This window comes from Metabacillus bambusae (assembly GCF_017497975.1).
In the GTDB taxonomy this organism is placed as follows: domain Bacteria; phylum Bacillota; class Bacilli; order Bacillales; family Bacillaceae; genus Metabacillus; species Metabacillus bambusae.
Genome location: NZ_JAGDEL010000018.1, coordinates 55307 through 79477, shown reverse-complemented (window position 1 = coordinate 79477; position 24171 = coordinate 55307). Strand labels below are relative to the sequence as shown.

Annotated in this window: 26 protein-coding genes and 1 pseudogene; 25 read left to right on the top strand and 2 right to left on the bottom strand. The window is 37.5% G+C overall.

Annotation, left to right across the window (positions count from 1 at the left end; translation table 11 throughout):
* The first annotated feature begins 104 nt into the window (after nt 1-104).
* Nucleotides 105-1607 carry a metallophosphoesterase gene (locus I7822_RS20365; RefSeq protein ID WP_207980906.1) on the top strand — a complete coding sequence of 501 codons (1503 nt, stop codon included), beginning with the start codon at nt 105-107 and terminating at the stop codon, nt 1605-1607.
* A gap of 304 nt (nt 1608-1911) precedes the next feature.
* Here I7822_RS20365 and I7822_RS20360 read toward each other — a convergent pair whose 3' ends face one another.
* Complete coding sequence (locus tag I7822_RS20360; protein ID WP_207980905.1) at nt 1912-2607, bottom strand: N-acetylmuramoyl-L-alanine amidase; 696 nt, start codon at nt 2605-2607, stop codon at nt 1912-1914.
* Between the two features lie 209 nt (nt 2608-2816).
* On the opposite strand from I7822_RS20360, the gene hprK reads away from it, so the two are divergent.
* From hprK to hisIE, 13 genes are all read left to right on the top strand, one after another.
* Nucleotides 2817-3752, top strand: coding sequence for an HPr(Ser) kinase/phosphatase (hprK, locus tag I7822_RS20355; RefSeq protein ID WP_207980904.1), 936 nt, complete (start codon nt 2817-2819; stop codon nt 3750-3752).
* Between the two features lie 375 nt (nt 3753-4127).
* Nucleotides 4128-4946, top strand: a complete 819-nt coding sequence (gene lgt / locus I7822_RS20350; protein ID WP_207980903.1) for a prolipoprotein diacylglyceryl transferase — start codon at nt 4128-4130, stop codon at nt 4944-4946.
* Nucleotides 4947-4975: 29 nt separating this feature from the next.
* Nucleotides 4976-5923, top strand: coding sequence for a nucleoside recognition domain-containing protein (locus I7822_RS20345; RefSeq protein ID WP_207980902.1), 948 nt, complete (start codon nt 4976-4978; stop codon nt 5921-5923).
* Entirely contained in the window at nt 5913-6554 is a 642-nt protein-coding gene (gene ppaX / locus I7822_RS20340) for a pyrophosphatase PpaX (protein WP_207980901.1), read from the top strand. The genes I7822_RS20345 and ppaX overlap by 11 nt, the downstream gene beginning before the upstream one ends.
* A 1-nt stretch (nt 6555) precedes the next feature.
* On the top strand, nt 6556-7080 hold the full coding sequence (locus I7822_RS20335) for an acyltransferase (protein WP_207980900.1): 525 nt from the start codon (nt 6556-6558) through the stop codon (nt 7078-7080).
* A 379-nt stretch (nt 7081-7459) separates the two neighbouring features.
* Nucleotides 7460-8626 carry an ATP phosphoribosyltransferase regulatory subunit gene (locus I7822_RS20330; RefSeq protein WP_207980899.1) on the top strand — a complete coding sequence of 389 codons (1167 nt, stop codon included), beginning with the start codon at nt 7460-7462 and terminating at the stop codon, nt 8624-8626.
* 25 nt (nt 8627-8651) lie between these two features.
* Entirely contained in the window at nt 8652-9257 is a 606-nt protein-coding gene (gene hisG / locus I7822_RS20325; RefSeq protein WP_243459586.1) for an ATP phosphoribosyltransferase, read from the top strand.
* 4 nt (nt 9258-9261) lie between these two features.
* On the top strand, nt 9262-10530 hold the full coding sequence (gene hisD, locus I7822_RS20320; RefSeq protein WP_207980897.1) for a histidinol dehydrogenase: 1269 nt from the start codon (nt 9262-9264) through the stop codon (nt 10528-10530).
* A 13-nt stretch (nt 10531-10543) separates the two neighbouring features.
* Nucleotides 10544-11134 carry an imidazoleglycerol-phosphate dehydratase HisB gene (gene hisB, locus I7822_RS20315; protein ID WP_207980896.1) on the top strand — a complete coding sequence of 197 codons (591 nt, stop codon included), beginning with the start codon at nt 10544-10546 and terminating at the stop codon, nt 11132-11134.
* Between the two features lies 1 nt (nt 11135).
* Nucleotides 11136-11759, top strand: a complete 624-nt coding sequence (hisH, locus tag I7822_RS20310; protein WP_207980895.1) for an imidazole glycerol phosphate synthase subunit HisH — start codon at nt 11136-11138, stop codon at nt 11757-11759.
* Nucleotides 11760-11761: 2 nt separating this feature from the next.
* The gene (gene hisA / locus I7822_RS20305) at nt 11762-12499 is read left to right on the top strand and encodes a 1-(5-phosphoribosyl)-5-[(5-phosphoribosylamino)methylideneamino]imidazole-4-carboxamide isomerase (protein ID WP_207980894.1); all 738 of its coding nucleotides are present in this window, start codon (nt 11762-11764) and stop codon (nt 12497-12499) included.
* Nucleotides 12496-13254 carry an imidazole glycerol phosphate synthase subunit HisF gene (hisF, locus tag I7822_RS20300; protein WP_207980893.1) on the top strand — a complete coding sequence of 253 codons (759 nt, stop codon included), beginning with the start codon at nt 12496-12498 and terminating at the stop codon, nt 13252-13254. Before hisA ends, hisF begins: the two co-directional genes overlap by 4 nt.
* Nucleotides 13251-13880, top strand: a complete 630-nt coding sequence (gene hisIE, locus I7822_RS20295; RefSeq protein ID WP_207980892.1) for a bifunctional phosphoribosyl-AMP cyclohydrolase/phosphoribosyl-ATP diphosphatase HisIE — start codon at nt 13251-13253, stop codon at nt 13878-13880. Before hisF ends, hisIE begins: the two co-directional genes overlap by 4 nt.
* Before the next feature lie 329 nt (nt 13881-14209).
* Here the strand turns inward: hisIE and I7822_RS20290 are convergent, their stop codons facing one another.
* The gene (locus I7822_RS20290) at nt 14210-14572 is read right to left on the bottom strand and encodes a winged helix-turn-helix transcriptional regulator (protein WP_207980891.1); all 363 of its coding nucleotides are present in this window, start codon (nt 14570-14572) and stop codon (nt 14210-14212) included.
* Nucleotides 14573-14785: 213 nt separating this feature from the next.
* On the opposite strand from I7822_RS20290, the gene I7822_RS20285 reads away from it, so the two are divergent.
* From I7822_RS20285 to I7822_RS20235, 11 genes and pseudogenes are all read left to right on the top strand, one after another.
* Nucleotides 14786-15643: a VOC family protein gene (locus tag I7822_RS20285; RefSeq protein WP_207980890.1), complete on the top strand. Its 858-nt coding sequence runs from the start codon at nt 14786-14788 to the stop codon at nt 15641-15643.
* 98 nt (nt 15644-15741) lie between these two features.
* Complete coding sequence (locus tag I7822_RS20280) at nt 15742-16110, top strand: DoxX family protein (protein ID WP_207980889.1); 369 nt, start codon at nt 15742-15744, stop codon at nt 16108-16110.
* Between the two features lie 916 nt (nt 16111-17026).
* The gene (locus tag I7822_RS20275) at nt 17027-17464 is read left to right on the top strand and encodes a VOC family protein (protein WP_071358291.1); all 438 of its coding nucleotides are present in this window, start codon (nt 17027-17029) and stop codon (nt 17462-17464) included.
* 331 nt (nt 17465-17795) lie between these two features.
* Complete coding sequence (locus I7822_RS30295; RefSeq protein WP_207980941.1) at nt 17796-17936, top strand: dienelactone hydrolase family protein; 141 nt, start codon at nt 17796-17798, stop codon at nt 17934-17936.
* A gap of 47 nt (nt 17937-17983) precedes the next feature.
* Entirely contained in the window at nt 17984-18166 is a 183-nt protein-coding gene (locus I7822_RS20265; RefSeq protein WP_207980888.1) for a hypothetical protein, read from the top strand.
* A gap of 180 nt (nt 18167-18346) precedes the next feature.
* Nucleotides 18347-18569 (top strand): annotated as a pseudogene (locus I7822_RS20260) (helix-turn-helix domain-containing protein).
* Nucleotides 18570-19110: 541 nt separating this feature from the next.
* The gene (locus I7822_RS20255) at nt 19111-19821 is read left to right on the top strand and encodes a GntR family transcriptional regulator (RefSeq protein ID WP_207980887.1); all 711 of its coding nucleotides are present in this window, start codon (nt 19111-19113) and stop codon (nt 19819-19821) included.
* Nucleotides 19822-20113: 292 nt separating this feature from the next.
* Nucleotides 20114-21211: an amidohydrolase/deacetylase family metallohydrolase gene (locus I7822_RS20250; protein ID WP_207980886.1), complete on the top strand. Its 1098-nt coding sequence runs from the start codon at nt 20114-20116 to the stop codon at nt 21209-21211.
* Complete coding sequence (locus I7822_RS20245; RefSeq protein WP_207980885.1) at nt 21189-22295, top strand: DgaE family pyridoxal phosphate-dependent ammonia lyase; 1107 nt, start codon at nt 21189-21191, stop codon at nt 22293-22295. The genes I7822_RS20250 and I7822_RS20245 overlap by 23 nt, the downstream gene beginning before the upstream one ends.
* Nucleotide 22296: 1 nt before the next feature.
* A complete protein-coding gene (dagF, locus tag I7822_RS20240; protein WP_207980884.1) occupies nt 22297-23052 on the top strand; it encodes a 2-dehydro-3-deoxy-phosphogluconate aldolase in 756 nt (251 codons plus the stop codon).
* Nucleotides 23045-24061, top strand: coding sequence for a sugar kinase (locus I7822_RS20235; RefSeq protein ID WP_207980883.1), 1017 nt, complete (start codon nt 23045-23047; stop codon nt 24059-24061). The genes dagF and I7822_RS20235 overlap by 8 nt, the downstream gene beginning before the upstream one ends.
* The last annotated feature ends 110 nt before the right edge of the window (nt 24062-24171 follow it).

Below are 24171 nucleotides of genomic sequence, written 5' to 3'. Positions count from 1 at the left end.
AAATAGCAACAAGGTTTATGAAAACAGCCTTTTTTAAAGATAATACTTTGCTTTCTAATGGTAAAAAAGCTAAATTCTGCACATACTACCATTGGGTGAAAAGCATGTACAAATTTAACAGTGTTTTTTTTATCATATGTATCATGATTCTTACTTTTATACCTACACATCTTGTAAAGAGCAACACGATAAATTCGGCTAGTGTCGAGATAAACGGAAAAAATTTTTATCATGCTCATCAATATACTTCCGCAAAAAAGAATCACATGCTAGTAAGTGAAAATGCGACAAATACAGAACCACCGAAATCTTTTGCCCCAAAAGGTGAAAAAGAATTTTCAACGAAAAAATACCTTGCGCTTAAGGAAAACGACAGTGAGTCAAATAAAACTCATTCTGTAACAAAATTTCCTTATCACCGTTTTGACGTTAAAGTAAATAATGATATACAACCATCAGATAATATTACTGTCCAATGGGAAGGTAAGTCTTTACCAGGAAGACAGGTAACGATGTATGGTTGGAATGTTGCGAAACAAAGGTGGCTGGAGATTGATCGGAAATTAGCCGGCAAAAATCAATTTGATCTAAATGGAACAATCCCAGCTGGAGAATATGTGAAAGATAAAAAAATAAGTGTCATTGTACAGGATCAAGTAGGATCATCACAGTCAAAAAGCTATGACTACTCTTTTGTCTGGATGTCTGATACTCAATATTATTCACAAGATCATCCAGCCGTGTTTAAAACATTAACAGAATGGATTTCACAAAATAAAGATGTGATGAATATTAAATATGTCTTTCATACTGGTGATATCGTCAATAAGGGTGGCGATGAGAGGCAATGGAAACGTGCTGATTCTTACATGAATACATTAGACGTCGCGAAAATCCCATATGGAGTTCTCCCAGGGAATCATGATAAAGGTGACAACTTTAAGCAGTACCAGCGATATTTCGGAGAGAATCGATTTCATCAAAAATATTATTATGGTGATTCATATCAAAGCAATCATGGCCATTATGATCTGATCTCTGTAAATGGTAAGGATTATGTTTTTCTTTATATGGGCTGGGATGTTGAAGCAAAGGAAATTGAGTGGATGAACAAGGTATTAACTCGCTATTCAGATCGTACTGCGATCTTAGCGTTTCACGAATACTTAGAAAAAGACGGTAAGCGAAGTCATCAAGGAAATGAAATTTTTGAAAAGGTTGTTGTACCAAACAAAAATGTCGTTGCTGTTCTTTGTGGACATTATCATAATAGTGAACTGTTAGTGGATGAACTCGATGATAATTTTGATGGGATTATCGATCGAAAGGTTTATCAACTGCTTTCAGATTACCAAAAGGGACCTAAAGGTGGTAATGGGTTTATCCGGCTTCTTCATATTGATGAGGAAACAAACTCAATTGATGTTCAAACATACTCACCCCACCTGGATCAATATTTTTATTATGATCCTGATAAATACCCTGGCAAGGATGCATTTACAATGGATATAGATGTAAAAAGAACGGAAAAAATGATTGCGTCAAGTTACTTTGAAGTAAATGTGTACAAGAAAATAAGAGGTGAAAAGGTTGTTTTGTTACCTTGAAAACCTAAATAAAAAAGCTGTTTTCGCAAACTTTGTTGCTATATACCAAGTGGTGCGGTGTGGTTGATTGCAGCGAGAGATGCTCGCTTTCCGCGGGGCGGGCGGTGAGCCTCCTCGGCGTAAACGCCTGCATGAGTCTCATCTGTCCCGCTACTCCCGCAGGAGTCTCGCAATCCGTTCCAATCAACCTTAAACAGTTTTCGCTTTAAAAGCTACAATCACTTAGAAATGAGCCCAAAAAAGGTTGACTAAAAGAACAAAGGTTCAGACCCTTTAAAGTCAACTTCTTTTTCAGTCGGTTAGCTTAGCTAGTCACAATAATGGCCTCGTAACCCTTGCTTTTTAATTCTTCAGCAAGCTTTTTTGCATTTTCCTGCTTTGTAAAAGCCCCGACTTGCACTTTGAAAAAGTCGGTTTCATGAGTTGGTTTTTCTATTTTACTCTCTCTTTTAAGGTTGAAATATGAAACAATGCCCTTAACAATCGCCTCTGCACATCTATTCCGATAATCAATTGTACGTAGTAGACCTGCTTCAGCTTTGTTAGTCATAAATCCACACTCACATAGGATTGCTGTCATTCTTGTTGCTTTTAACACATGAAAATTAGCAGTTTTGACACCACGATCTTTCCTAGAAGTTTCTTTTACAAGGTTGGCTTGGACAATTTTTGCTAATTCATAAGCAGCCTTAGGCTTCGAAAAATAAACATATGTCTCGATACCAACGGCTGACGTCCATTCTCTCCCGTTTCCATGTGCATTCGCATGAATCGAAACAAATAGATCAGCCTCCGCTTGATTTGCCTTTGCGGTTCTTTCACTTAATGGAACATCTTGTTTGTCTGAATGTGAAAATTGAACGGTTACATGTTCATAGGTTGAAAAAAGGTTTTTCATTTCATTTGCAACAGCACGATTAAATTCGTATTCCTTCATGCCATCTACCGTTCTTTTTCCAGGTGTTTCATACCCGTGTCCTGCATCAATCATGATTTTCATCAATTCAACCTCCTATAAGTTTCTTCGTAGTATATATAGGGAGTTTGATGTAGGAGAGTAGCGTTAAAGTAAAATAATATTTTGGAATGTTATGTTCTAATGCTAAAATATAAAAAGAGTCTTTCTTAACATTTGAAAAGGAATACAAGGGTATATCCATGCTTGTTACAAACTATAGTTAAAGCCCTTGTCATAAAGGAGGATAAATCGTGCCTAAAGTTCGCACAAAGGATCTTATTGATAAATTTAATTTTGAGGTAATCAGTGGAGAAGAGGGAATTAATCGACCGATCATTACAAGTGATTTGTCTCGTCCTGGTATTGAAATGGCTGGGTTCTTTACATATTATCCAAAGGAACGAGTTCAGTTGCTCGGTAAAACTGAGCTTTCATTTTTTCATCAATTAACAGAACGAGAGAAAAAGCATCGAATGGACGAGCTTTGTACAGATGTTACACCTGCTATCATTCTTACAAGAGAAAATGAACCACCTGCTGAATTGATTGAAGCATCAAATCGTGATGGTGTTCCTGTTCTACGATCACCAATGAAGACAACACGATTATCAAGTCATTTAACAAACTTTCTAGAAGGAAAGCTAGCTCCAACTACTGCAGTACATGGTGTATTGGTAGATATTTATGGGGTCGGTGTATTAATTATTGGTAAAAGTGGTGTTGGTAAAAGTGAAACAGCTCTTGAGCTAGTAAAACGTGGTCATCGTCTTGTAGCAGATGATTGTGTTGAAATTCGTCAGGAAGATCAAGATACATTAGTTGGTAGCGCTCCTGAGTTAATTGAGCATCTTTTAGAAATCCGTGGGTTAGGCATTATCAATGTCATGACATTATTTGGAGCAGGTGCTGTTCGTAGCTTTAAGCGGATTACACTTGTAATCAACCTTGAGCTATGGGATCAAAATAAACAATACGATCGCCTTGGTCTTGAAGAAGACAAAATGCGAATCATTGATACAGATGTTACGAAGCTAACTGTTCCAGTTCGACCAGGACGAAATTTATCTGTCATAATCGAGGTTGCAGCAATGAATTACCGATTAAAGCGTATGGGTGTAAATGCTGCAGAGCAATTTACAAATAAGCTTGCTGGTGTCATTGAAGATGCTGATCGCGAGGAAGAATAGGATTTGCACTTTTCTAAGTGATTGTCGCTTTTAAAATGAAAACTGTATAAGGTTGATTGGAACGGATTGCGAGACTCCTGCGGGAGCAGCGGGACAGGTGAGACTCATGCAGGCGTTTACGCCGAGGAGGCTCACCGCCCGCCCCGCGGAAAGCGAGCAACTGGAGCGGAAATCAACCACACCGAACTACTTGGTAAATAGCAACAAAGTTTTCGAAAACAGCCTAAAGTAATGATTGAAATCAATCACTACAGTTTCGTTCATTTTGAAACATAAACTGTATACTTTGATATATGTTTAGAAGTGGGCTAAGTTACCCTTGGAATGAAGTACCTATAGATATTTCGATAACTATTTTAGTAGGGAGTTGAGGGAATGGAAGAGAGTTTAAAGCCTCTTGATCCAATATTTCTTGAATTAGGGCCGATACAAATTCATTGGTACGGAGTCATTATTGGTGTTGGAGCATTACTCGGGCTTTTACTTGCAGTAAGAGAAAGCGAGAGAAGAGGATTACATAAAGACACGTTTGTAGATGTGGTGTTATTTGCAATCCCAATGGCGATTTTAGGGGCAAGAGCATACTATGTCATTTTTCAATGGGACTATTATTCTCAGAATCCCGGTGACATTATAAAAATATGGAATGGTGGTCTCGCTATTCATGGTGGGCTTATTGCTGCAATTATTACAGGTGCAATATATGCGAGAGTAAAGAAAATTTCCTTTTGGCAGCTTGCTGATATCGCTGCACCTAGTATTCTCCTCGGTCAGGCAATTGGTCGTTGGGGTAACTTTATGAACCAAGAGGCGCATGGCGGTCCAGTTACTAGGGAGTTTTTAGAGGGATTAATGCTACCTGATTTTATCGTTAATCAAATGTATATAAATGGTGCTTATTATCATCCTACCTTCCTATATGAATCCTTGTGGAGTTTTGTAGGAGTTATCGGTTTGCTGTTGTTAAGAAAAGCTAATTTTAGACGTGGTGAGCTGTTTTTAACTTATGTCATTTGGTATTCGGTTGGTCGCTTCTTTATAGAAGGTCTCCGAACAGATAGCTTGATGCTAACAGAGACTTTACGAATTGCTCAAGTCATTTCAATTGTTTTAGTTGCAGTTGCTGTAGGAATCATGATTTTCCGCCGAGTAAAAGGACATTCTAATGTAAGATACTTAGATTCAAGTCAATAAAGGTATTACACATCAAGGAGAGGTTGGTTATGGGGAATAGTTTAAAAAATGGCTTTCAAGCTGGGATCCAGACAACCTGGACATTAGGAAAGGTGATCTTTCCAATCACGTTAATTGTTAGTTTGCTGCAGCATACGCCTGTACTAGATTGGTTGGCAACGCTGATTACCCCGATCATGGGAATCTTCGGTTTATCTGGGGAAGCGGCTATCCCGTTAGTCATTGGGAATTTTCTTAATCTATATGCAGGGATTGCGGCGATTTTATCGCTTGATTTAACGGTAAAAGAGGTTTTTATCTTAGCTGTTATGCTTTCCTTTTCACACAATTTACTTATTGAGTCATCTGTTGCAGCAAAGGTTGGTCTTAAGCTGTGGGTAATCCTATTTGTAAGGATTGGTCTTGCGTTCGTATCAGCTATTGTTGTGAACCTTGTCTGGCACGGTGGCGGAGAAATGGCCCAATATGGTTTTGTAAGCAAGACAGAAGTTGTCCCAAACGGTTGGTTAGAAATCATTGGTTTAGCCATACAAAAGGCAGGATTAGGTGTTGTCCAGCTTGCACTAATTGTTATTCCATTAATGATTGTGATTCAATTTTTAAAAGACTTAGGCCTGTTAACTGTTTTCACAAAATGGATGGCACCTGTGACGAGGATGTTAGGGATGAAAGAAAATACGTCGATGACATTGGTTGCAGGACTTACAATTGGATTAGCATATGGCGCAGGTGTGATGATCCAGGCTGTAAAAGAGGATAATGTTAGTCGTAAAGATTTAACATTGGCGTTTATTTTCCTCGTCGCATGTCATGCCGTTGTTGAGGATACACTTATTTTTATTCCATTAGGAATTCCAGTTTTACCATTGCTTACGATTCGCCTAGTTGTGGCAATCCTATTAACAATAACAATTGCAACGATTTGGCGAAAGGTAGAAGCCGCACCAAGTAGAAAGGAAGCGTCTTATGAAAATTAATACACTTTTATTTGATTTAGATGGAACATTAATCAATACAAATGAACTCATTATTGCATCGTTTCTTCACACGTTAAATTCATATTACCCGAGCAAATATAAACGAGAGGATGTTCTACCGTTTATCGGTCCAACTCTTTATGACACGTTTGGAAGTGTGGATCAAGATCGAATGGAAGAAATGGTTAAAGTTTATCGAAAATTTAATCATGAACAACATGATACCCTTGTAACCGAATATGAGACTGTTTTTGAAACAATTAAAACACTCAAGGAGCAAGGCTTTAAACTAGGGATTGTTACTACGAAAATTCGTGACACCGTGAATATGGGATTAAAACTAACTAAGCTTGATCAATTTTTTGATGTTGTCGTTACCCTTGATGATGTTGAAAATGCGAAGCCACATCCTGAACCAGTTTTGAAGGCGTTGAAGCAGCTTGATTCATCACCTGAGGAAGCAATCATGGTTGGAGATAATCATCATGATGTTGAGGCAGGGAAAAATGCTGGAACGAAAACAGCAGGAGTAGCTTGGAGTATTAAAGGTAGAGAGTATATTAGTAGCTATAACCCAGATTATTTACTAGAAAAAATGAGTGATTTACTACCAATCGTCGGAGTGGAATGATGTGAGAAGAACGACTAGATACCCAGTTTCTGGGGCGAATTCATTATGGCATGTTTATAAGACAGTACCATTTTGGAAGGTTGTCCGAAACTTTATTGTCATTCAGCTCGCAAGGTATACACCATTTTTAGCTATAAAGAACTGGCTTTATCGGACGTTTTTAAAAGTGAAGGTAGGGGAACAAGCCTCATTTGCATTAATGGTGATGCTTGATGTGATGTTTCCTGAAAAAATATCAGTAGGTAGAAATTCCGTGATCGGCTATAATACAACGATTCTAGCTCATGAGTATTTAATAAACGAATATCGCCTCGGAGATGTAGAGATTGGCAACGAGGTGCTAATTGGTGCCAATTCTACCATCCTCCCCGGTGTGATCATCGGTGATGGTGCTATTGTGTCAGCAGGAACACTTGTCCATAAGGATGTTCCTGCAGGAGCATTTGTTGGTGGAAACCCAATGCAAATTATTTATACAAAAGAAGAGCTGGCAAAAAGGGAACTGGAGGCTGCTAGTAAAAACTAGTGGCCTTTTCCTATTTTAAATGTCGCTATTTGTCGAGCGGTCGATATCAATGTTATTTCGGTTGATATATAACTAATTCCGGACAATAAGTGAGGTAGAATGGACAATAAAATAGCCGAACCCGACAATATAACCTGAAGACCGGACAATAAGCCCAGATTAATTGGACAACCTATGAAAATAGACTTAATTAAACGTTTGTTTAACTGCATTTTAAAAAGACTGAATAAATAAACAATTAATAAATAACGAAGGTTAGGCCAAAATGTTAATTAATTTCTTGAAAAAATCCCTTCACTTTGGTAGTATATTAGCATATTAGCGAAGTAAAGCATTCTGAAAATTACAAATGAGTATTCATTGACGGGGGTACAGAAACATGTTTATGTTTGAGAAACCGCTTGGAATGGTTGATACATTACCAAATCTATATGAAGTTAAGAAAAAAACGCGTCATTCAATGACAAATGTCATCGAGCAATGGGGCTTTCAATTTATTGAAACACCAACACTTGAATACTATGAGACAGTTGGGGTTCAATCCGCGATACTTGATCAACAGCTTTTTAAACTATTAGATCAGCAAGGTCATACATTGGTGCTCAGACCAGATATGACAGCACCTATTGCTCGAGTTGCTGCATCTAAATTATATAATCACCTTTATCCTTTACGACTTGCGTATTCTGCAAATGTTTTTCGCGCACAGCAGCGAGAAGGTGGTCGTCCAGCTGAGTTTGAACAGGTTGGGGTGGAATTAATCGGTGATGGAACAACAAGTGCAGATGCTGAAGTGATTGCATTGATGATTGCTTCACTGAAGGAAGCCGGACTTGAGAATTTTAAAATTGCCATCGGCCATATTGGCTATGCCGATGCCCTGTTTAAAGAGGTATTAGGAAATCAAGAACGTGCTGATGTTTTAAGGCGCTTCTTATATGAAAAAAATTATGTAGGCTATAGAGAACATGTAAAAGAGTTGCCGTTATCTAGTATTGATAAAGAGCGCTTATTTAGTTTATTAACTTTACGTGGGGGCATTGATAAAGTAGTAGAAGCTAAGGACTTAGTCTCCTCAGGGGCTGCACGTGACTCATTAGAAGAAATTACTCAGTTATGGTCTACATTAGAAGCATTTCAAGTCACAGATTATTTAAAGCTAGATTTAAATATTGTCAGTCATATGAGCTATTACACTGGAATTTTATTTGAAGTGTATGCAGACAATGTTGGCTTTCCAATCGGTAGTGGTGGGAGATATGATCATCTTTTTGAAAAATTTAATCGAGCAGCACCAGCAACTGGGTTTGGTTTACACATTGATCGCATTATAGAGTCTCTGAAAATGACAGATGAACAACAGCTACAATGTGTGATCTATAGTCTGGAACGCCGTACAGAGGCGATTGCACATACAAATGAGCTTCGCTTGAACAATAAACGAGTTGTCATGCAAGATATTAATGGAATTAAAGATGTTGACGCGTTTACAAAGCATTTTGAAGAGGTTGTCTATTTTATCGGTTCAAGAAAGGAGGAGCTGTGAGGTGAAAGATGTGTTAACGATCGCGATGCCAAAAGGAAGAATTTTTGAGGAAGCTGCAGATATGCTTCGTAAAGCCGACTATCAGCTCCCACCTGAATTTGATGAATCAAGAAAGTTAATTTTAGATGTACCAAATGAAAATATTCGCTTTATTTTAGCAAAGCCTATGGATGTCGTAACATATGTAGAGCACGGTGTTGCCGATGTTGGAATTGCAGGTAAGGATGTCATGTTAGAGGAAGATCGTGACGTTTATGAGGTTCTTGATTTAAAAATTAGTGAATGCTATTTGGCGGTTGCTGGACTGCCGAATGCTAAATTAACGGATGTTGCGCCTAAAGTGGCAACAAAATATCCGAATGTGGCATCAAGCTACTTCCGTGAACAGGGAGAACAAGTTGAAATCATTAAATTAAATGGTTCAATTGAGCTAGCACCATTGATTGGTTTAGCAGATCGCATTGTTGATATTGTCTCAACTGGAAGAACGTTAAAAGAGAACGGTTTAGTTGAGCTTGAGCATATTTGCCACATTACATCTCGTTTGATCGTTAACCCTGTTAGCTATCGCATGAAGGATGGGCCAATTGATGAACTAGTTGAACGTTTATCGAAAGTCATTGGAGGTTAATGCAATGAAAATTACCCGTATTACTGATAAAAAAGTTTCGTTAAGACGAACAATTGATACAGGGACAGAGGAACAAAGGAAGATCGTTCAATCGATTATTTCAACCGTTCGATCTGAGGGAGACAAGGCGCTTTTTTCCTATACAGAAACATTCGATAAAGTATCATTATCAAGCTTAAAGGTGACAGAAGAAGAATTTACAGCAGCTTATGAAGAGTTAGATAACGAATTAGTTGAGATTATCCGTGAAGCAGCAGCTAATATTCGCTCTTTTCATGAAAAACAAAAGCGTGAATCTTGGTTTAGCTATAATGATGAGGGAACAATGCTCGGGCAAAAAATCACAGCATTAGATGCAGTGGGGGTTTATGTACCAGGTGGAACAGCTGCATATCCATCTTCTGTATTAATGAATGTGATTCCGGCACAGGTTGCTGGGGTAAAGCGGATTGTTATTACATCACCTCCAAATCAACAAGGTACACTGCCAGCAGGTGTTTTAGTTGCAGCAAAAGAACTTGGCATTACTGAAATTTATAAGGTTGGTGGGGCACAGGCAATTGCAGCTTTAGCATATGGAACTGAAACGATTGCTGCAGTTGATAAGATCATGGGTCCAGGAAACATTTTTGTTGCGTTAGCAAAACGAGAAGTATTCGGTATTGTTGATATCGATATGATCGCTGGTCCAAGTGAAATTGTGGTTTTAAGTGATGAAACAGCAAGAGCAAATGAAATTGCCGCAGATTTATTATCACAAGCAGAGCATGATAAAAACTCATCTAGTATTCTCGTGACAACATCGATGAATCAGGCTGAGGAAGTAAAGCTTGAAGTAGAAAAACAAGTTGCTACTTTACCTCGAAAAGAGATTGCTAAAGCATCTATTGATATGTATGGTCATATTTACGTGACTGATGATCTTGAAACAGCAATTGCTGTTGTGAATGAGCTTGCTCCAGAGCATCTTGAAGTGTTAACAGAAAATCCATTAGCGATTTTAAATGATTTAAAGCATGCCGGAGCGATTTTTCTTGGACGTTATAGCTCAGAACCGGTAGGCGACTATTTTGCAGGTCCTAATCATGTGTTACCAACAAATGGTACAGCACGTTTTTCTAGCCCGCTAAACGTAGATGATTTTATGAAAAAATCGAGTATTATCTCATACAGTGAAAAAGCTTTTACTAACAACTATGAAAAAATCGCAAAATTAGCTAGGCTCGAGGGACTAGAAGCCCATGCTCGTGCTCTGGAAGAAAGACGAAAATAAGGAGGAAATACTTATGACAAGAACGGCATCAGTTGAGCGTAATACAAAAGAAACACAAATTTCCTTATCATTTAACGTAGATGGAACAGGTCAGTCTTCACTTAAGACAGATGTTCCGTTTATGGACCACATGCTCGATCTTTTTACAAAGCATGGGCAATTTGATTTAACAGTAGAGGCAAATGGTGATATTGAAATCGATGACCACCATACAACAGAGGATATTGGCATCTGTTTAGGGCAAGCCCTGCGCGAAGCATTAGGTGATAAAAGAGGAATTAAACGCTATGGAAGTGCATTTGTACCAATGGATGAGGCCCTTGCACAGGTTGTAGTTGATTTAAGTAATCGTCCACACTTTGAGTTCAAAGGAGAGTTTCCAAGTCAAAAGGTTGGTACGTTTGATACTGAGAATGTTCATGAATTTCTATGGAAGCTTGCCCTTGAAGCACGCATGAACCTTCATGTGATCGTTCATTATGGACATAACACACACCATATGATTGAGGGAATTTTTAAAGCATTAGCAAGAGCATTGGATGAAGCCACAATGGTTGATCCACGCATTGAGGGTGTTCTTCCTTCTACGAAAGGAATGTTATAAGATGATCGCCATTATCGATTATGGAATGGGGAATTTATATAGTGTTAGTAAAGCGCTAGAGCGAATGAACGTCGACTATATTGTTTCCCACGAGGAAGCTGTGCTAGAAAAAGCGGATGGCTATATCCTACCAGGTGTTGGGGCGTTTAAGGATGCTATGGCGATTTTAACGGAAGCTGGATTAACAAGCTTTATTCAAAAAATCGTTGCAGAAGATAAGCCGCTCTTAGGAATTTGCTTAGGTATGCAGCTTTTGTTTGACGAGAGTGAGGAAAACGGATTAACAAAAGGTTTATCTCTTTTACCAGGTAAAGTTGTAAAAATTCCTGACACGATAGAGGGAAACAGCCTTAAGGTTCCACATATGGGGTGGAATGATTTGAACATACGAAATCAAAGTCCTTTACTTCAAGGCATTGATAGTGGTTATGCGTATTTTGTTCACTCTTACTACATTGATACTGAGCAAGGTGACACGCTTTTAGCAACAGCTGATTATGGTGTTGACGTTCCTGCTGTTGTTGGAAAAGGAAATGTGTATGGTACACAATTTCACCCAGAAAAAAGTAGTGAGCTAGGGTTAGCCATTTTAAAAAATTACATTAAGATCGTGGAAGGAGAATGAAGATGAGCCAATTTATTATTTATCCTGCAATTGATATGCGGGGTGGCAAGTGCGTAAGATTGCTTCAAGGTGATTATGACAAAGAAACAATATATGGCGATTCTCCATTTGACATGGCCAAGCAATTTGATGATCAAGGTGCTAGCTGGATCCATATGGTTGATCTAGATGGTGCTAAAGAAGGAAAGCTTGTGAATCATCAACATGTGATTGACGCAGCTACAAAGCTATCAGCAAAAATTCAAATCGGTGGCGGCATTCGTACGGAAGAAGATGTGGAATTCTATTTATCAAATGGAGTCGATCGTGTCATCTTAGGTAGTGCGGCGATCTCTAATCCTGATTTCGTAAAAAAAATGCTTGCTACATATGGTGAAAAGATTGCAATTGGCATTGATGCAAAAGATGGCTATGTTTCAACAGAGGGTTGGTTAAATACGTCAAATGTAAAAGCAACAGATCTTGGTAAAGAACTTGCTAATGCTGGTGCAGAAGTATTTATCTTCACTGATATTGCAACAGATGGCATGCTTTCAGGACCAAATGTTGAGGCAATTGTAGAAATGGCTAAGGCAACAAATAAGCAAGTCATTGCCTCTGGTGGTGTGAGCTCGTTAAAGGATTTAGAAACACTTTCTGAATATGAAAGTGCAGGAGTATCTGGTGCGATTGTTGGAAAGGCACTCTATACGAATCAATTTAGTTTAACAGAGGCATTGAAGGTAGGAAATCCATCATGATCACAAAGCGTATTATTCCTTGCTTAGATGTAAAAGAAGGCCGAGTTGTAAAGGGAATACAATTTTTAGGATTAAGAGATGCTGGAGATCCAGTAGAGCTAGCAAAGTTTTATGATCAAGAGGGTGCAGATGAGCTAGTCTTCCTTGATATTTCTGCGTCACATGAAGGACGGAAAACAATGGTTGATGTTGTTGAACAGGTAGCTGCACAGCTTGCGATCCCATTTACTGTTGGTGGCGGAATAAATTCACTTGAGGATATGAAAAGAATTCTGCGAGCAGGTGCGGATAAAGTATCATTAAATACAGCTGCTTTACTAAATCCAGAACTAATAACAGAGGGAGCTGGATTCTTCGGTTCTCAATGTATTGTTGTCGCAATTGATGCGAAATATGATGAAGAATTAGGCAGCTGGCGTGTTTATACACATGGTGGAAGAAATGCAACAGAATGGGAAGTTGTACAATGGGCACAGGAAGCTGTTAAACGTGGGGCCGGTGAAATCCTGTTAACAAGCATGGACAGTGATGGTGAGAAAAACGGCTTTAATCTTGCATTAAATAAAGCGGTAAGTGAAGCGGTAACTGTCCCTGTGATTGCATCAGGTGGGGCAGGGAATGCAGAACATTTTTTAGCTGCCTTTGAAGAAGGAAAAGCAGATGCAGCACTAGCAGCGTCAATTTTCCACTATAAGGAAACATCCGTAAAAGAAGTGAAAGTTTACTTAAATCAACAGGGGGTGAATATACGATGATTGAATCGATTAAATTTGACCAAAATGGGCTAGTTCCGGCAATCGTACAGGATGCGGCAAGTAAAGAAGTGTTAACCTTAGCTTACATGAACGAGGAATCGTTAAAAAAGACGATAGAAACGAAAGAAACATGGTTCTATAGTCGTTCTAGACAAGAACTTTGGCACAAGGGTGGCACGTCAGGAAATATCCAAAAGGTTGTTGAAATGAGATATGATTGTGACCAGGATGCGATCTTAGTTCTCGTACAACCAGCTGGACCTGCATGTCATACAGGTGCATACACATGCTTTAGTGAAACAATTGATAAACAGGAAGTATCAGTCGTTCAGGATCGCTTTCAAATTTTTAACACATTAGAAAAATTAATTGCAGAGCGTGAAAATGAACTTCCTGAAGGCTCTTATACAACTTATCTTTTTAATGAAGGTGTCGATAAGATCCTGAAAAAAGTTGGCGAAGAAGCATCAGAGGTTATTATCGCGTCAAAAAATAGAGATGCTGAGGAACTAAAATGGGAAGTAGCTGATTTGCTGTTTCACTTAATGGTCCTGTTGAGAGAACAAAAGCTTCCTTTGGATGAAGTATTAAAGGTGTTAGAGAAGAGACATGTTTTGAAAGATTAATGGTGGTGAGAAAAGGCTCAATATTTGAGTCTTTTTTTTGATTTTTAGGGATAAATACTTGGAGGAGATGGGGTATTTATTCACTAAGCCTGGTTTCTATCTAAGTAGGTGATATTTTATGATTAATACATCTATTCTTCTTCAACAAACGGGCCATATTGTTGGGTAACTCATTTTCAAAATAAATGGATATTTGAGAAGAGATTGTGAAGAAATGTACTTAAAATAAATGGCAGGTTTGTTTAAGTACAGTCCTTCACATAGTTTGATTTATTAATAAGCTAGATCACAATAACGAGAAAAAGAGATGAAATGAATACAGCTCTTTTTTATTTTCCTATTGTTTCTTGACTTTCCCCATATAACTCATCTAAGTGCTGTAAATGTGTTAATCCCCATTCATGCATTGATAATAATAATGGCTTTAAGCCTCCTCCGTATTCAGTTATTGAATATTCAACTTTTGGTGGGATTACTGCATAAACCTTACGCTTAACTATATCGTGGTATTCCAATTCTCTCAATTGTGTTGTTAGCATCTTCTTAGTTACATCAGGAATTAATCTTTGCAGTTCGCTAAAACGTAACGTTCCTTTTTCCAAAAGATGAAAAAGAATAACAGGCTTCCATTTTCCAACAAGGATTTCAAGAGCAGTTTCAACAGTCCTTTTACTGTTACATTCATTAACCATGTTACTTCCTCCTTAGGTATCTTTTTGTATACTATGCCACATTAATGTGCCTACTTCCATTAATTATTCTTAGGTTTTATTATAACCTTAGTAGTTAATTTAGAACAGAGTGTTTATTTCGTTGCAAAAAACAAGGGTTAGACAATAACTCTAGAATTGAGGCGATTAATGATGCTATTCAATAAATTTCTCAAGAAAATAGGAGGTAAAAGAATGAACTCTTTTCATAGCAAACCTAATACATTTGTAAATCACGTTCATTTAAAGGTTGAAAATTTGATTCGTTCTCTCGAGTTTTACCAAAACTTAATGGGATTTCAGGTATTAAATCAATCAGGAAAAAAAGCAGTATTGACAGCAAACGGGATAACGCCTTTGCTTACAATTGAACAACCTGAAGACAACATTCCCAAGCAAATGAGCACAACAGGTTTGTATCATTATGCTTTACTTCTACCAACCCGTAAAGATTTAGGGAAACTAATTACTCGTCTTTTGAATGAACAGTATCCATTACAAGGAGCTTCTTATCACGGGACCCATGATGCTCTATATTTTCAAGATCCTGATGGTAATGGTATCGAAGTAGCCGTAGATACTGAACCATCGACATGGAGAGACAAAACAGGAGAAATGGATTTTTCGAAAAATGGTCCAATGGATGTAGAAAGCGTCATTGCTGCAGCAAACGGAGAAAGATGGAATGGCATCCCTGAAGGAACAATTATCGGTCATATTCATTTGCATGTATCTGATTTAGAAAAAACAAAGGAGTTTTATCATGATGGTCTAGGGTTGGATATTGTCATGGATATACCGAATCAAGCAGTGTTTTTCTCAAGTGGTGGTTATCACCATCATATTGGAACAAATATTTGGAATGGCAAAAATGCCCCGAAACCTGCACCAAATAGTGTAGGAATGCTCTTTTATACTCTTGTTACACCAAACGAGGAAACAAGAAAATCAATGGTAAAGAAATTAGAAGCTTTGGATTATCGAGTAACAGAAAAAAAAGGGGAACTCTTTACGGAAGATCCATCTGGGAATCGAATTCTTTTGTACTGTTAATATCTTGCATAACTAAGACTACGGTACAATCATGCACCATTTCTAGAATTATTCTTAGGAGTTAATTAAACTAATTTAAAAAGGGAGGAATTGTTACAATGAAGTGGACAGTTCGAATTTTACAAGGATTATTAGCGATTGGATTTTTATTATTTGGGTTTATGAAAGTTAGTGCAAACCCAATGCAGGTAGATGCATTTACCAATGTTTATGGATATGGAACAACCTTTATGTATGTTGTAGGTATAGTGGAAATCATATCAGCCATTGGATTAGTTATTGGCTTTTGGAAGAAAAAACTAGTTCCTGTTTTTAGTGGAATATTGGCGGTTGTTATGGCTGGTGCAGTATTCACACACTTAATTGCAGGTCAAGGTTTTGGAGTTGCAATGATGCCTCTTATTCTTCTTATTTTAGCCATCATCGTGTTTTTTGGTCAGAGAAAAGTACTGAATAAAGAAAAATAGTATAAGAGAAAGGACCGTCAAATGACGATCCTTTCTTTTTTTAGGTCACATATATTTAAATTATGTATCTTTAAGCATGTTAATTTGTGAAGGTGTTCACTTAAGCTAGCGGGTGTTTTAATTTAATAAGAAACATAAAAGGATCTTCAATTGAAGATCCTTTTGCACTTGCCGATAACATCGCTTATGTTGACTAGAAATGAATATGGTATACATCGTCATAAATCTCAAAAAATAACAAACAAAATCAAATTTATTAGAACTAATGTTACTGCAAATCCGATTAAAGTTTTTTTGAAAGTAAAAGTTATAGTACCTTTTTTCACTCCTTTAAAAATTAATAAGAAAGTGATTAGTGCAACTAACAGGATAGTAATATTCATTTTATATCACCTCTATTGATGTTCAGTCCAATATGCAACCACAAATGTCATATGTACGATTATACTTCGATTATAACTAAAATTTCCATAAGTTACATTAATAAGCAGCATAAAAGGATCTCCAAATTTGAAAGATCTTTTATGCTGTTGATAAACCTTCATTATGTAAACTAGTTTTGTATAGGTATACATCTAATTCTGTGGGATCTTGTTGAACTACCATGAAAATAAGTTTCTTCAAGATTAGAAAAATGACAATACTTAAAAAGACCCTGCTCAATCGTTAAAAAAAGAGGAGAGCGTTCATTAATAAGTCTATGGATTAGGATTGACTGGATTAAGGTCAGTATCAGTATGGACACTTCCTAACCATTTTCATTCTCTGTGGTGCATCACTGATTTTGTGCTGCATGGATGGCTAACGGGCAGGTTTGTTGAAAAAGGATATTTTCTGTTTTAAGCGAATTAGAATTACAAACAAACCTTAAACGAATACAGGTATTGAAATAACAGGAACGTAGGAGGTATGAGATATGAAGATCAATAGAATAGATCATGTGAGTATAAACGTAAATGATCTTTCAGAGGCTAAAGCGTTTTTTCTTGATTTAGGACTTGAAGTGCAAGCGGAATGGGAATTGGATGGAGAACAGTTGGACAGAATAGTTGGGCTTAATGATGTTAAAACGGCATGTGTAGGATTGGGGATGCCAGATGGTCAGGCATGGATAGAGCTAGTCAAATTTTATACGCCGTCAGATGAAAAAGATATTCAGCAACCTTTTGCAAATACGCTGGGTATCCGACATATTTGCTTTGCTGTTGAAGATATTGAAGCTATTGTTGCAAAATTGAAAAAGAAGGGCACAGAAGTCTTTAGTGAGATACAGCAATATGAAGAAAGTTATAAGTTATGCTACGTTCGTGGTCCAGAGGGCATTATTTTAGAGTTGGCGGAGAAAATCAGATAATTATTGAATGGGAATTTAAATGATTTAGATATCCAACTTTAAAGATTTCTTCTTAAACTATCGGGTAGCAAGAGTTAAAGAAGGGATCACTGCGGCGATCTCTTTTCTTGTTGTGCTAACGTGCTTTAATCCTTCTTGGATTAAAGCATTTTTTGTTGAATTATTGTTCTAATGTAAGCAAGTTTTTTGAAGAACTTTAATTTGATCCTCCACAAACGAGCGCATTTCATTGAAAAGGAATGTGCTTTTTTGGTATAAACTGTATAATGTATAAAAAGGACTGTAAGGTTTGAAGTGATATACAAGCAACAAAGTTCTAAGGTTATTATCCATAGTTATCCATGAGATTTATAGAATTAATTTCCACATAAAGCGGATTTGTGAGTCTTTTTTCAAACAAGGATTTGACGTCATTTGTCCCAATTTGTTAGATCAAGAGGTATCTTGGCTTAACGAGCAGGATATTAGTTAGAAATGATAAAATACAATACAGACATATATGTTTTACGGAGGAACAAGATGGCATCTTTATTTGTTTGGCTTTTACTATTGATTGTCGGTGGAATTGGCGGAATAGTTATTTGTAGTGTTTTTGAGGGTAATGAAGTATTTTCAGGTTATGCTGTAATGTTAGGAATGATAGTAGCTTTATTAAGTGGAATTTTCTTTCAGTTGAACTTTATGCACCGAGATAAAGAATAGTTGTTAAGGGGTAATTAATAAATAAGCTACTGTAGCGATCTTCAACAAACGGGAGCATATCCGTAATAAGGTATGCTCTTTTTTGTGGGGGAAATTGAGTAATATGCCTTGTTTTGAAATGATTGGTATTAAGCTATAGAAACATTTTAATTAATGATTTAATAGTCTGAGGTGGATAACATGGCAATTATAATCAATATTGATGTGATGCTTGCTAAAAGGAAAATTGAACGTAACAGGACTTTCGGAGAGGGTTGGAATAACAATGGCTAACCTTTCTGTATTGAAAAATGGAAAGGCAAAAGCAATTAGGCTTTCAACTTTAGAGGCAATTTGCAAAGCATTAGAATGCCAACCTGGAGACATTTTAGAATACAAAAGTGGCGAAGACAATCAAGAATAATAGACAACAAATTCTTCAACTAAACCAGCTAATAGAAGCTCGGGTGTTATTTCGAAAGGGCGCTTTAATGGAGTAATTAAAATAAGTCCAATTTCTTAAGATTAATGCTAAGAAATTGGGGCTTATTAATATTGGAATTTCCTTAACATTGTAAATATGCGGTTCTGACGCTACCACTAAATGATCGTATATTTAGATATCACTTTTTGGATTCATTTGTTTTATAAAATAGGGTTTTTCTTCCTTTATATTTGCAACAATTATGATCCATCATAGCGATGGTCGTGTAAATACATTGATAAAAATGAAAAACTGTAACAACAGATAGGTAGAGCAACTGATCCCTCTACTTTCAAAAAGATACAATATTTATACAATTACTGGTACAATAAAAAAGAATGTTCACTATGATGAACAACAAAATACATGGCTTCATATATAAAGGAAAAGCATTACATATAGAGACTTACCAGTTGCTGCTTTAGACTGTATTTAAACATTGTTTGATTTAAGATTAGAAACGTTGGAAAGGTAGATCTTTATGAGATTGTTACGGAATAAGGGACCATTTTATATTCAAGTGAAAAATGAATTAAAAGAACGAATCATAAAAGGATTATATCCAAAAAATTCGTTAATCCCACCTGAACCTGTATTAGAAAAAGAATTTGGTGTCAGTAAAATCACGATCCGCAAAGCTGTTGAACAATTAGCAATTGAAGGCTATGTGGAAAAACATAGCGGTATTGGTACGAAAGTATTGGATAATCGAGCAATCTCTAAATTATCAAAGGGTCAGGGATTTTCTGAATATTTATTATCGACAGGATATACGTTAAGAAAGGGCAACGTAACGATCTCTAAAGTTGATGTCTCAAACCATCCAATTTTATCTACAAACTTTGAAAGAGAGTGCTATTGCATTGAGAGGATCTATACGTTAAATGAACAACCATATATTCATTTTACTCACTATATTCCCGATCGATTTACACTTTCGTTAGACCCTGAAACATTTAAAGATTCCTTATATGAATTGTTGTATAAAAAGGGAGTATACTTTAATCGTTTTCAAGATGAATTTGGTGTAGAAATACCAAATGAAAAAATAGCGAACTTGCTAAATATCGAATCAAAACCACTATTTCAAAGAACTCGTTTTTCTTATGATATCAATGAACAATTAATAGAATATTCAATCGGATACTATAATACAGATATTCATAAATATGTTGTGAATTTAAATGTATAGTAGAAAGAGCTAAGTTCTCCAATAAGTTCTTAGCTTTTTTCTATTACATAGATTTTCTTGGTTTCGGGATTGGAATATTTTACAACTAATTTTTTACTAACAAACATTATAACGTTATGTTTACTTTGTTGATTTTCTGTGTTATCTTATCGTTATATCAATCTTAACCTTTTTGAAGTAACAAACATCATAACGTTATGACTGCTATATTTTTTTCTCTCGCACAACCTATGTGTATGAGAGGTAGGTCTACAATATAAATTGTAAGCGTGTTTAAATAGAGGTGAATGAATTGAAGGACTTTGTATTGAGTCAAGTAAGAACGGTAAATGGAGATGAGATTGATCTTGTCATAGAGGGTGGTAAAATTGCTCAGGTGACGAAGGCTGGATATGGACGCGGAAAGCATGTTTTAGATTACTCAGGTGTGTATGTATCGAGTGGTTGGATTGATTTACATGTCCATGCATTTCCTGAATTTGATCCGTATGGCGATGAAATCGATGAAATAGGAGTCAAGCAAGGTGTCACGACAATCGTGGATGCGGGAAGCTGTGGAGCTGATCGAATTACAGATTTGGTTTCAAGTAGTGAAAGAGCTAAAACCAACTTATATGCATTTTTGAATATTTCACGTATTGGTTTAAAAAGAGTAGATGAATTATCAAATTTAGAATGGATAGATAAAGAAAAGGTCGTACAAGCAGTAAATGATTATAAAGAGGTAATCGTTGGATTAAAGGCTCGGATTAGCAAAAGCGTTGTTTGTGAAAGTGGTATTGAACCTTTACGGATCGCGCGCTCACTTTCTATTGAAACATCATTGCCGTTAATGGTCCACATCGGTTCTGGTCCACCATATATCGATGAAATTATTCCACTCTTAGAAAAAAGAGATGTCATTACCCATTATCTCAATGGAAAACAAAATAATCTTTTCGATGCAAAAGAAAATCCCCTCCAAGTGTTCAAGGATGCAATTCAACGAGGTGTACATTTGGATGTTGGTCATGGTACTGCAAGCTTCTCTTTTAGAGTTGCTGAAGCAGCAAAACGCCATCACATCGGTTTAAATACGATCAGTACAGATATCTATCGTGGGAACCGAATGAACGGTCCTGTATATAGCATGGCGAATGTTCTTACAAAATTTCTTTCCTTAGGATATTCCCTAGAAGAGGTGATCGCAGCAGTTACTACAAATGCAGCTAACTGGCTTGAAAAACCAGAACTTGGCCGCATAGAGGTTGGGGACGTTGCGAATTTAACATTATTTACAGTTAAAAATGAACCGATTACACTTATCGATTCCGAAGGGGACAAACGTGTAGCAGGTAGAAGAATAGAAACAAAAGGAGTAGTTGCAAATGGCGAATTTATTGAATGCTAAATATGGGCTTAAACGTGTTATTAATGCAAGTGGACGAATGAGTATCCTAGGTGTATCAGCACCCACTGATACCGTAATGGATGCGATGAAACAAGGTGGACAAAATTATGTTGAGATTGCAGATTTAGTCGATAAAGCAGGTGATTACGTAGCACGCATTCTAGGTTCCGACGCAGCGGTTATAGTTAACTCGGCATCAAGCGGTATTGCCCTTTCTGTTGCAGCTATTGTGACACAGGGTAATCGCCGTAAAAGTGAGCGTCTGCATCAAGAAGATATTCTGAAAAGTGAAATCATCATGCTAAAAGGTCACAACGTACAATACGGAGCACCTGTTGAAACGATGATTTATTTAGGTGGTGGAAAGCTTGTTGAAGTTGGCTACGCCAATGAAGGAAGAGCGGAACATATAGAGGATGCGATTTCTGAAAACACAGCAGCCATTCTTTATGTCAAATCACACCATGCAGTCCAAAAAAATATGATTTCTGTTGAGGAAGCATGGGAGATTGCAAAGAGAAACGGAGTTCCACTCATCGTGGATGCTGCTGCTGAAGAAGACATTCAGAAGTATGTGAGATACTCAGACCTTGCGATCTACAGTGGTTCAAAGGCCATAGAAGGCCCAACTTCAGGGATTATTGGCGGTAAGCGAACCTATATTGAGTGGGTAAAAGTTCAATTACATTGTATTGGACGCAGTATGAAAGTCGGGAAAGAAACAACATTTGGATTACTTCAAGCTCTCGATGAATACGGCAATAAAGAAGATAAAAGTGAACAAGAAAAAGAATCATTACAGGCATTAATGCCATTGAATGAACTTCAAGGTGTCAATGTGACAATTGTTCAAGATGAAGCGGGTCGGGCGATATTCCGTGCTAGGATTCAAATTGATCCAAAACAAGCGCATATAACAGCACAAGAAGTGAATACAGGTCTGCGCGAAGGTGAAATTGCCATTTATACACGTGATTATGGTGTGAGACAGGGCTATTTCGATATCGATCCCCGTCCGCTGCAAAATGATGATATTGAGGTAATTGAATCTAAGATACGTGAATTAGTAGGAGGAGGAAAATAAGATGTCAAACATGACAAAACGTTTTTACAAGAACCGTGTCGCATTAAATGTTTTAGCAAATAGTGTAGAGAATGCCAAAGGGGTATACGAAGCAGCGGAAGGTTTTGTTTTAGTCGGTGTTCTTTCAAAAGACTACCCAACGGTAGAAGAAGCTGTAGCAGCTATGAAAGACTATGGAAAAGAAATTGATGAAGCCGTATCGATTGGATTAGGTGCTGGTGACAATCGCCAAGCTGCAGTAGTAGCAGAGATTGCGAAACACTATCCTGGCAGTCATATTAACCAAGTATTTCCTGCTGTTGGAGCTACACGTGCCAACCTTGGTAAAAAAGATAGCTGGATCAATAGTTTAGTGTCTCCGACAGGACGAGTAGGATATGTGAATATTTCAACAGGTCCAGTTAGCGCTGCACAGGACGAGCATGCAATCGTACCGATCAAAACGGCGATTGCGCTTGTACGCGACATGGGCGGCAATGCATTAAAATACTTCCCAATGAACGGGTTAAGCAGTGAAAACGAGTTCCGTGCAGTTGCACAAGCATGTGGGGAAGCAGGTTTTGCGTTAGAGCCAACAGGTGGGATCGACAAAGAGAATTTTGAAACAATCTTGCGGATTGCTTTAGAGGCTAATGTGCCGCAAGTCATTCCTCACGTGTATTCATCGATTATCAACAAAGAAACAGGAAAAACAAATGTCGAAGATGTACGCGAATTACTTGAAACGATAAAGAAATTGGTAGATCAACATGGCTAAAAATGTTGCAGCATTTGGAGAGGTTATGATGCGCTTGCAGGTACCGGGGTATGAACTCCTGTCACAAGCAAGCACTTTAAATTATTCTTTCTCCGGTACGGGAGTTAATGTAACCGCAGCTCTAGCACGCTTTGGGCATACAGGGTACCTTGTCTCCACATTGCCAGCAAATGCTGTTGGGGATGCAGCAGTATCTTATCTACAAAGACTTGGTGTCACACAATCTTTCATTAGAAGAGATGGAAATTACGTTGGAATGTATTTTTTAGAAAATGGATTCGGTGCGCGGCCTAGTCGCGTTACCTATTCCAATCGACTAGAGAGTAGTTTTAATACAGCAGCTTTGGGAAAGTATGATTTTAAAAACATTGCAAAGAAAATCGATGTTGTTCATTTTTGCGGAATCACGCTTGCGATGAATGATACTGTTCGTCATCACATGAAAGCATTTGCCAAAGCGGTGAAAGAAAATGGAGGTACAGTTGTTTTTGACTGTAATTACCGTCCATCGCTTTGGGGTGAAGACGGATATGAAAAAGCGAAACCACATTATGAAGAAATGCTTCATTTAGCCGACATTGTCATGATGAATGAAACAGATGCCATGTTTGTTCTAGGGATGAAAACAGAGAAGGACGATCGCAGGGAGCAGCTTATGGAATTGATTCCAACTGTTGCGAAAACATACAAGATCTCTGTCATTGCTGGTACGCACCGTTCAATCAACGGTGACAATACACATTCTTTAAAGGGATTTATCTTTAAGAATCAAGCATTCATCTTTTCAAAAACACTTTCCTTTTCTGTCTATGACAGAATTGGTGCAGGAGATGCTTATACAAGCGGCATTGTACATGGTGAAATGGAAGGCTTTTCATCTGAGATAACTGTTGAATTTGCTGCAGCAGCAGGAATGCTTGCACATACAATTGTAGGCGACACGCCAATGTCATCGGAGAGCGAAATACTGCGGGCGATGACAGAATCAGTAGGCGATATAGAAAGGTAGAAACGTGGCAAAGGACTTAGTAAATAATAAAGGCTAGAGAGAATGCGAGAAGGGGGAAAAGCTTCTTTTCTCGCAATAGAATTGAAAACGTTTACGTATAGGGAGAAGGG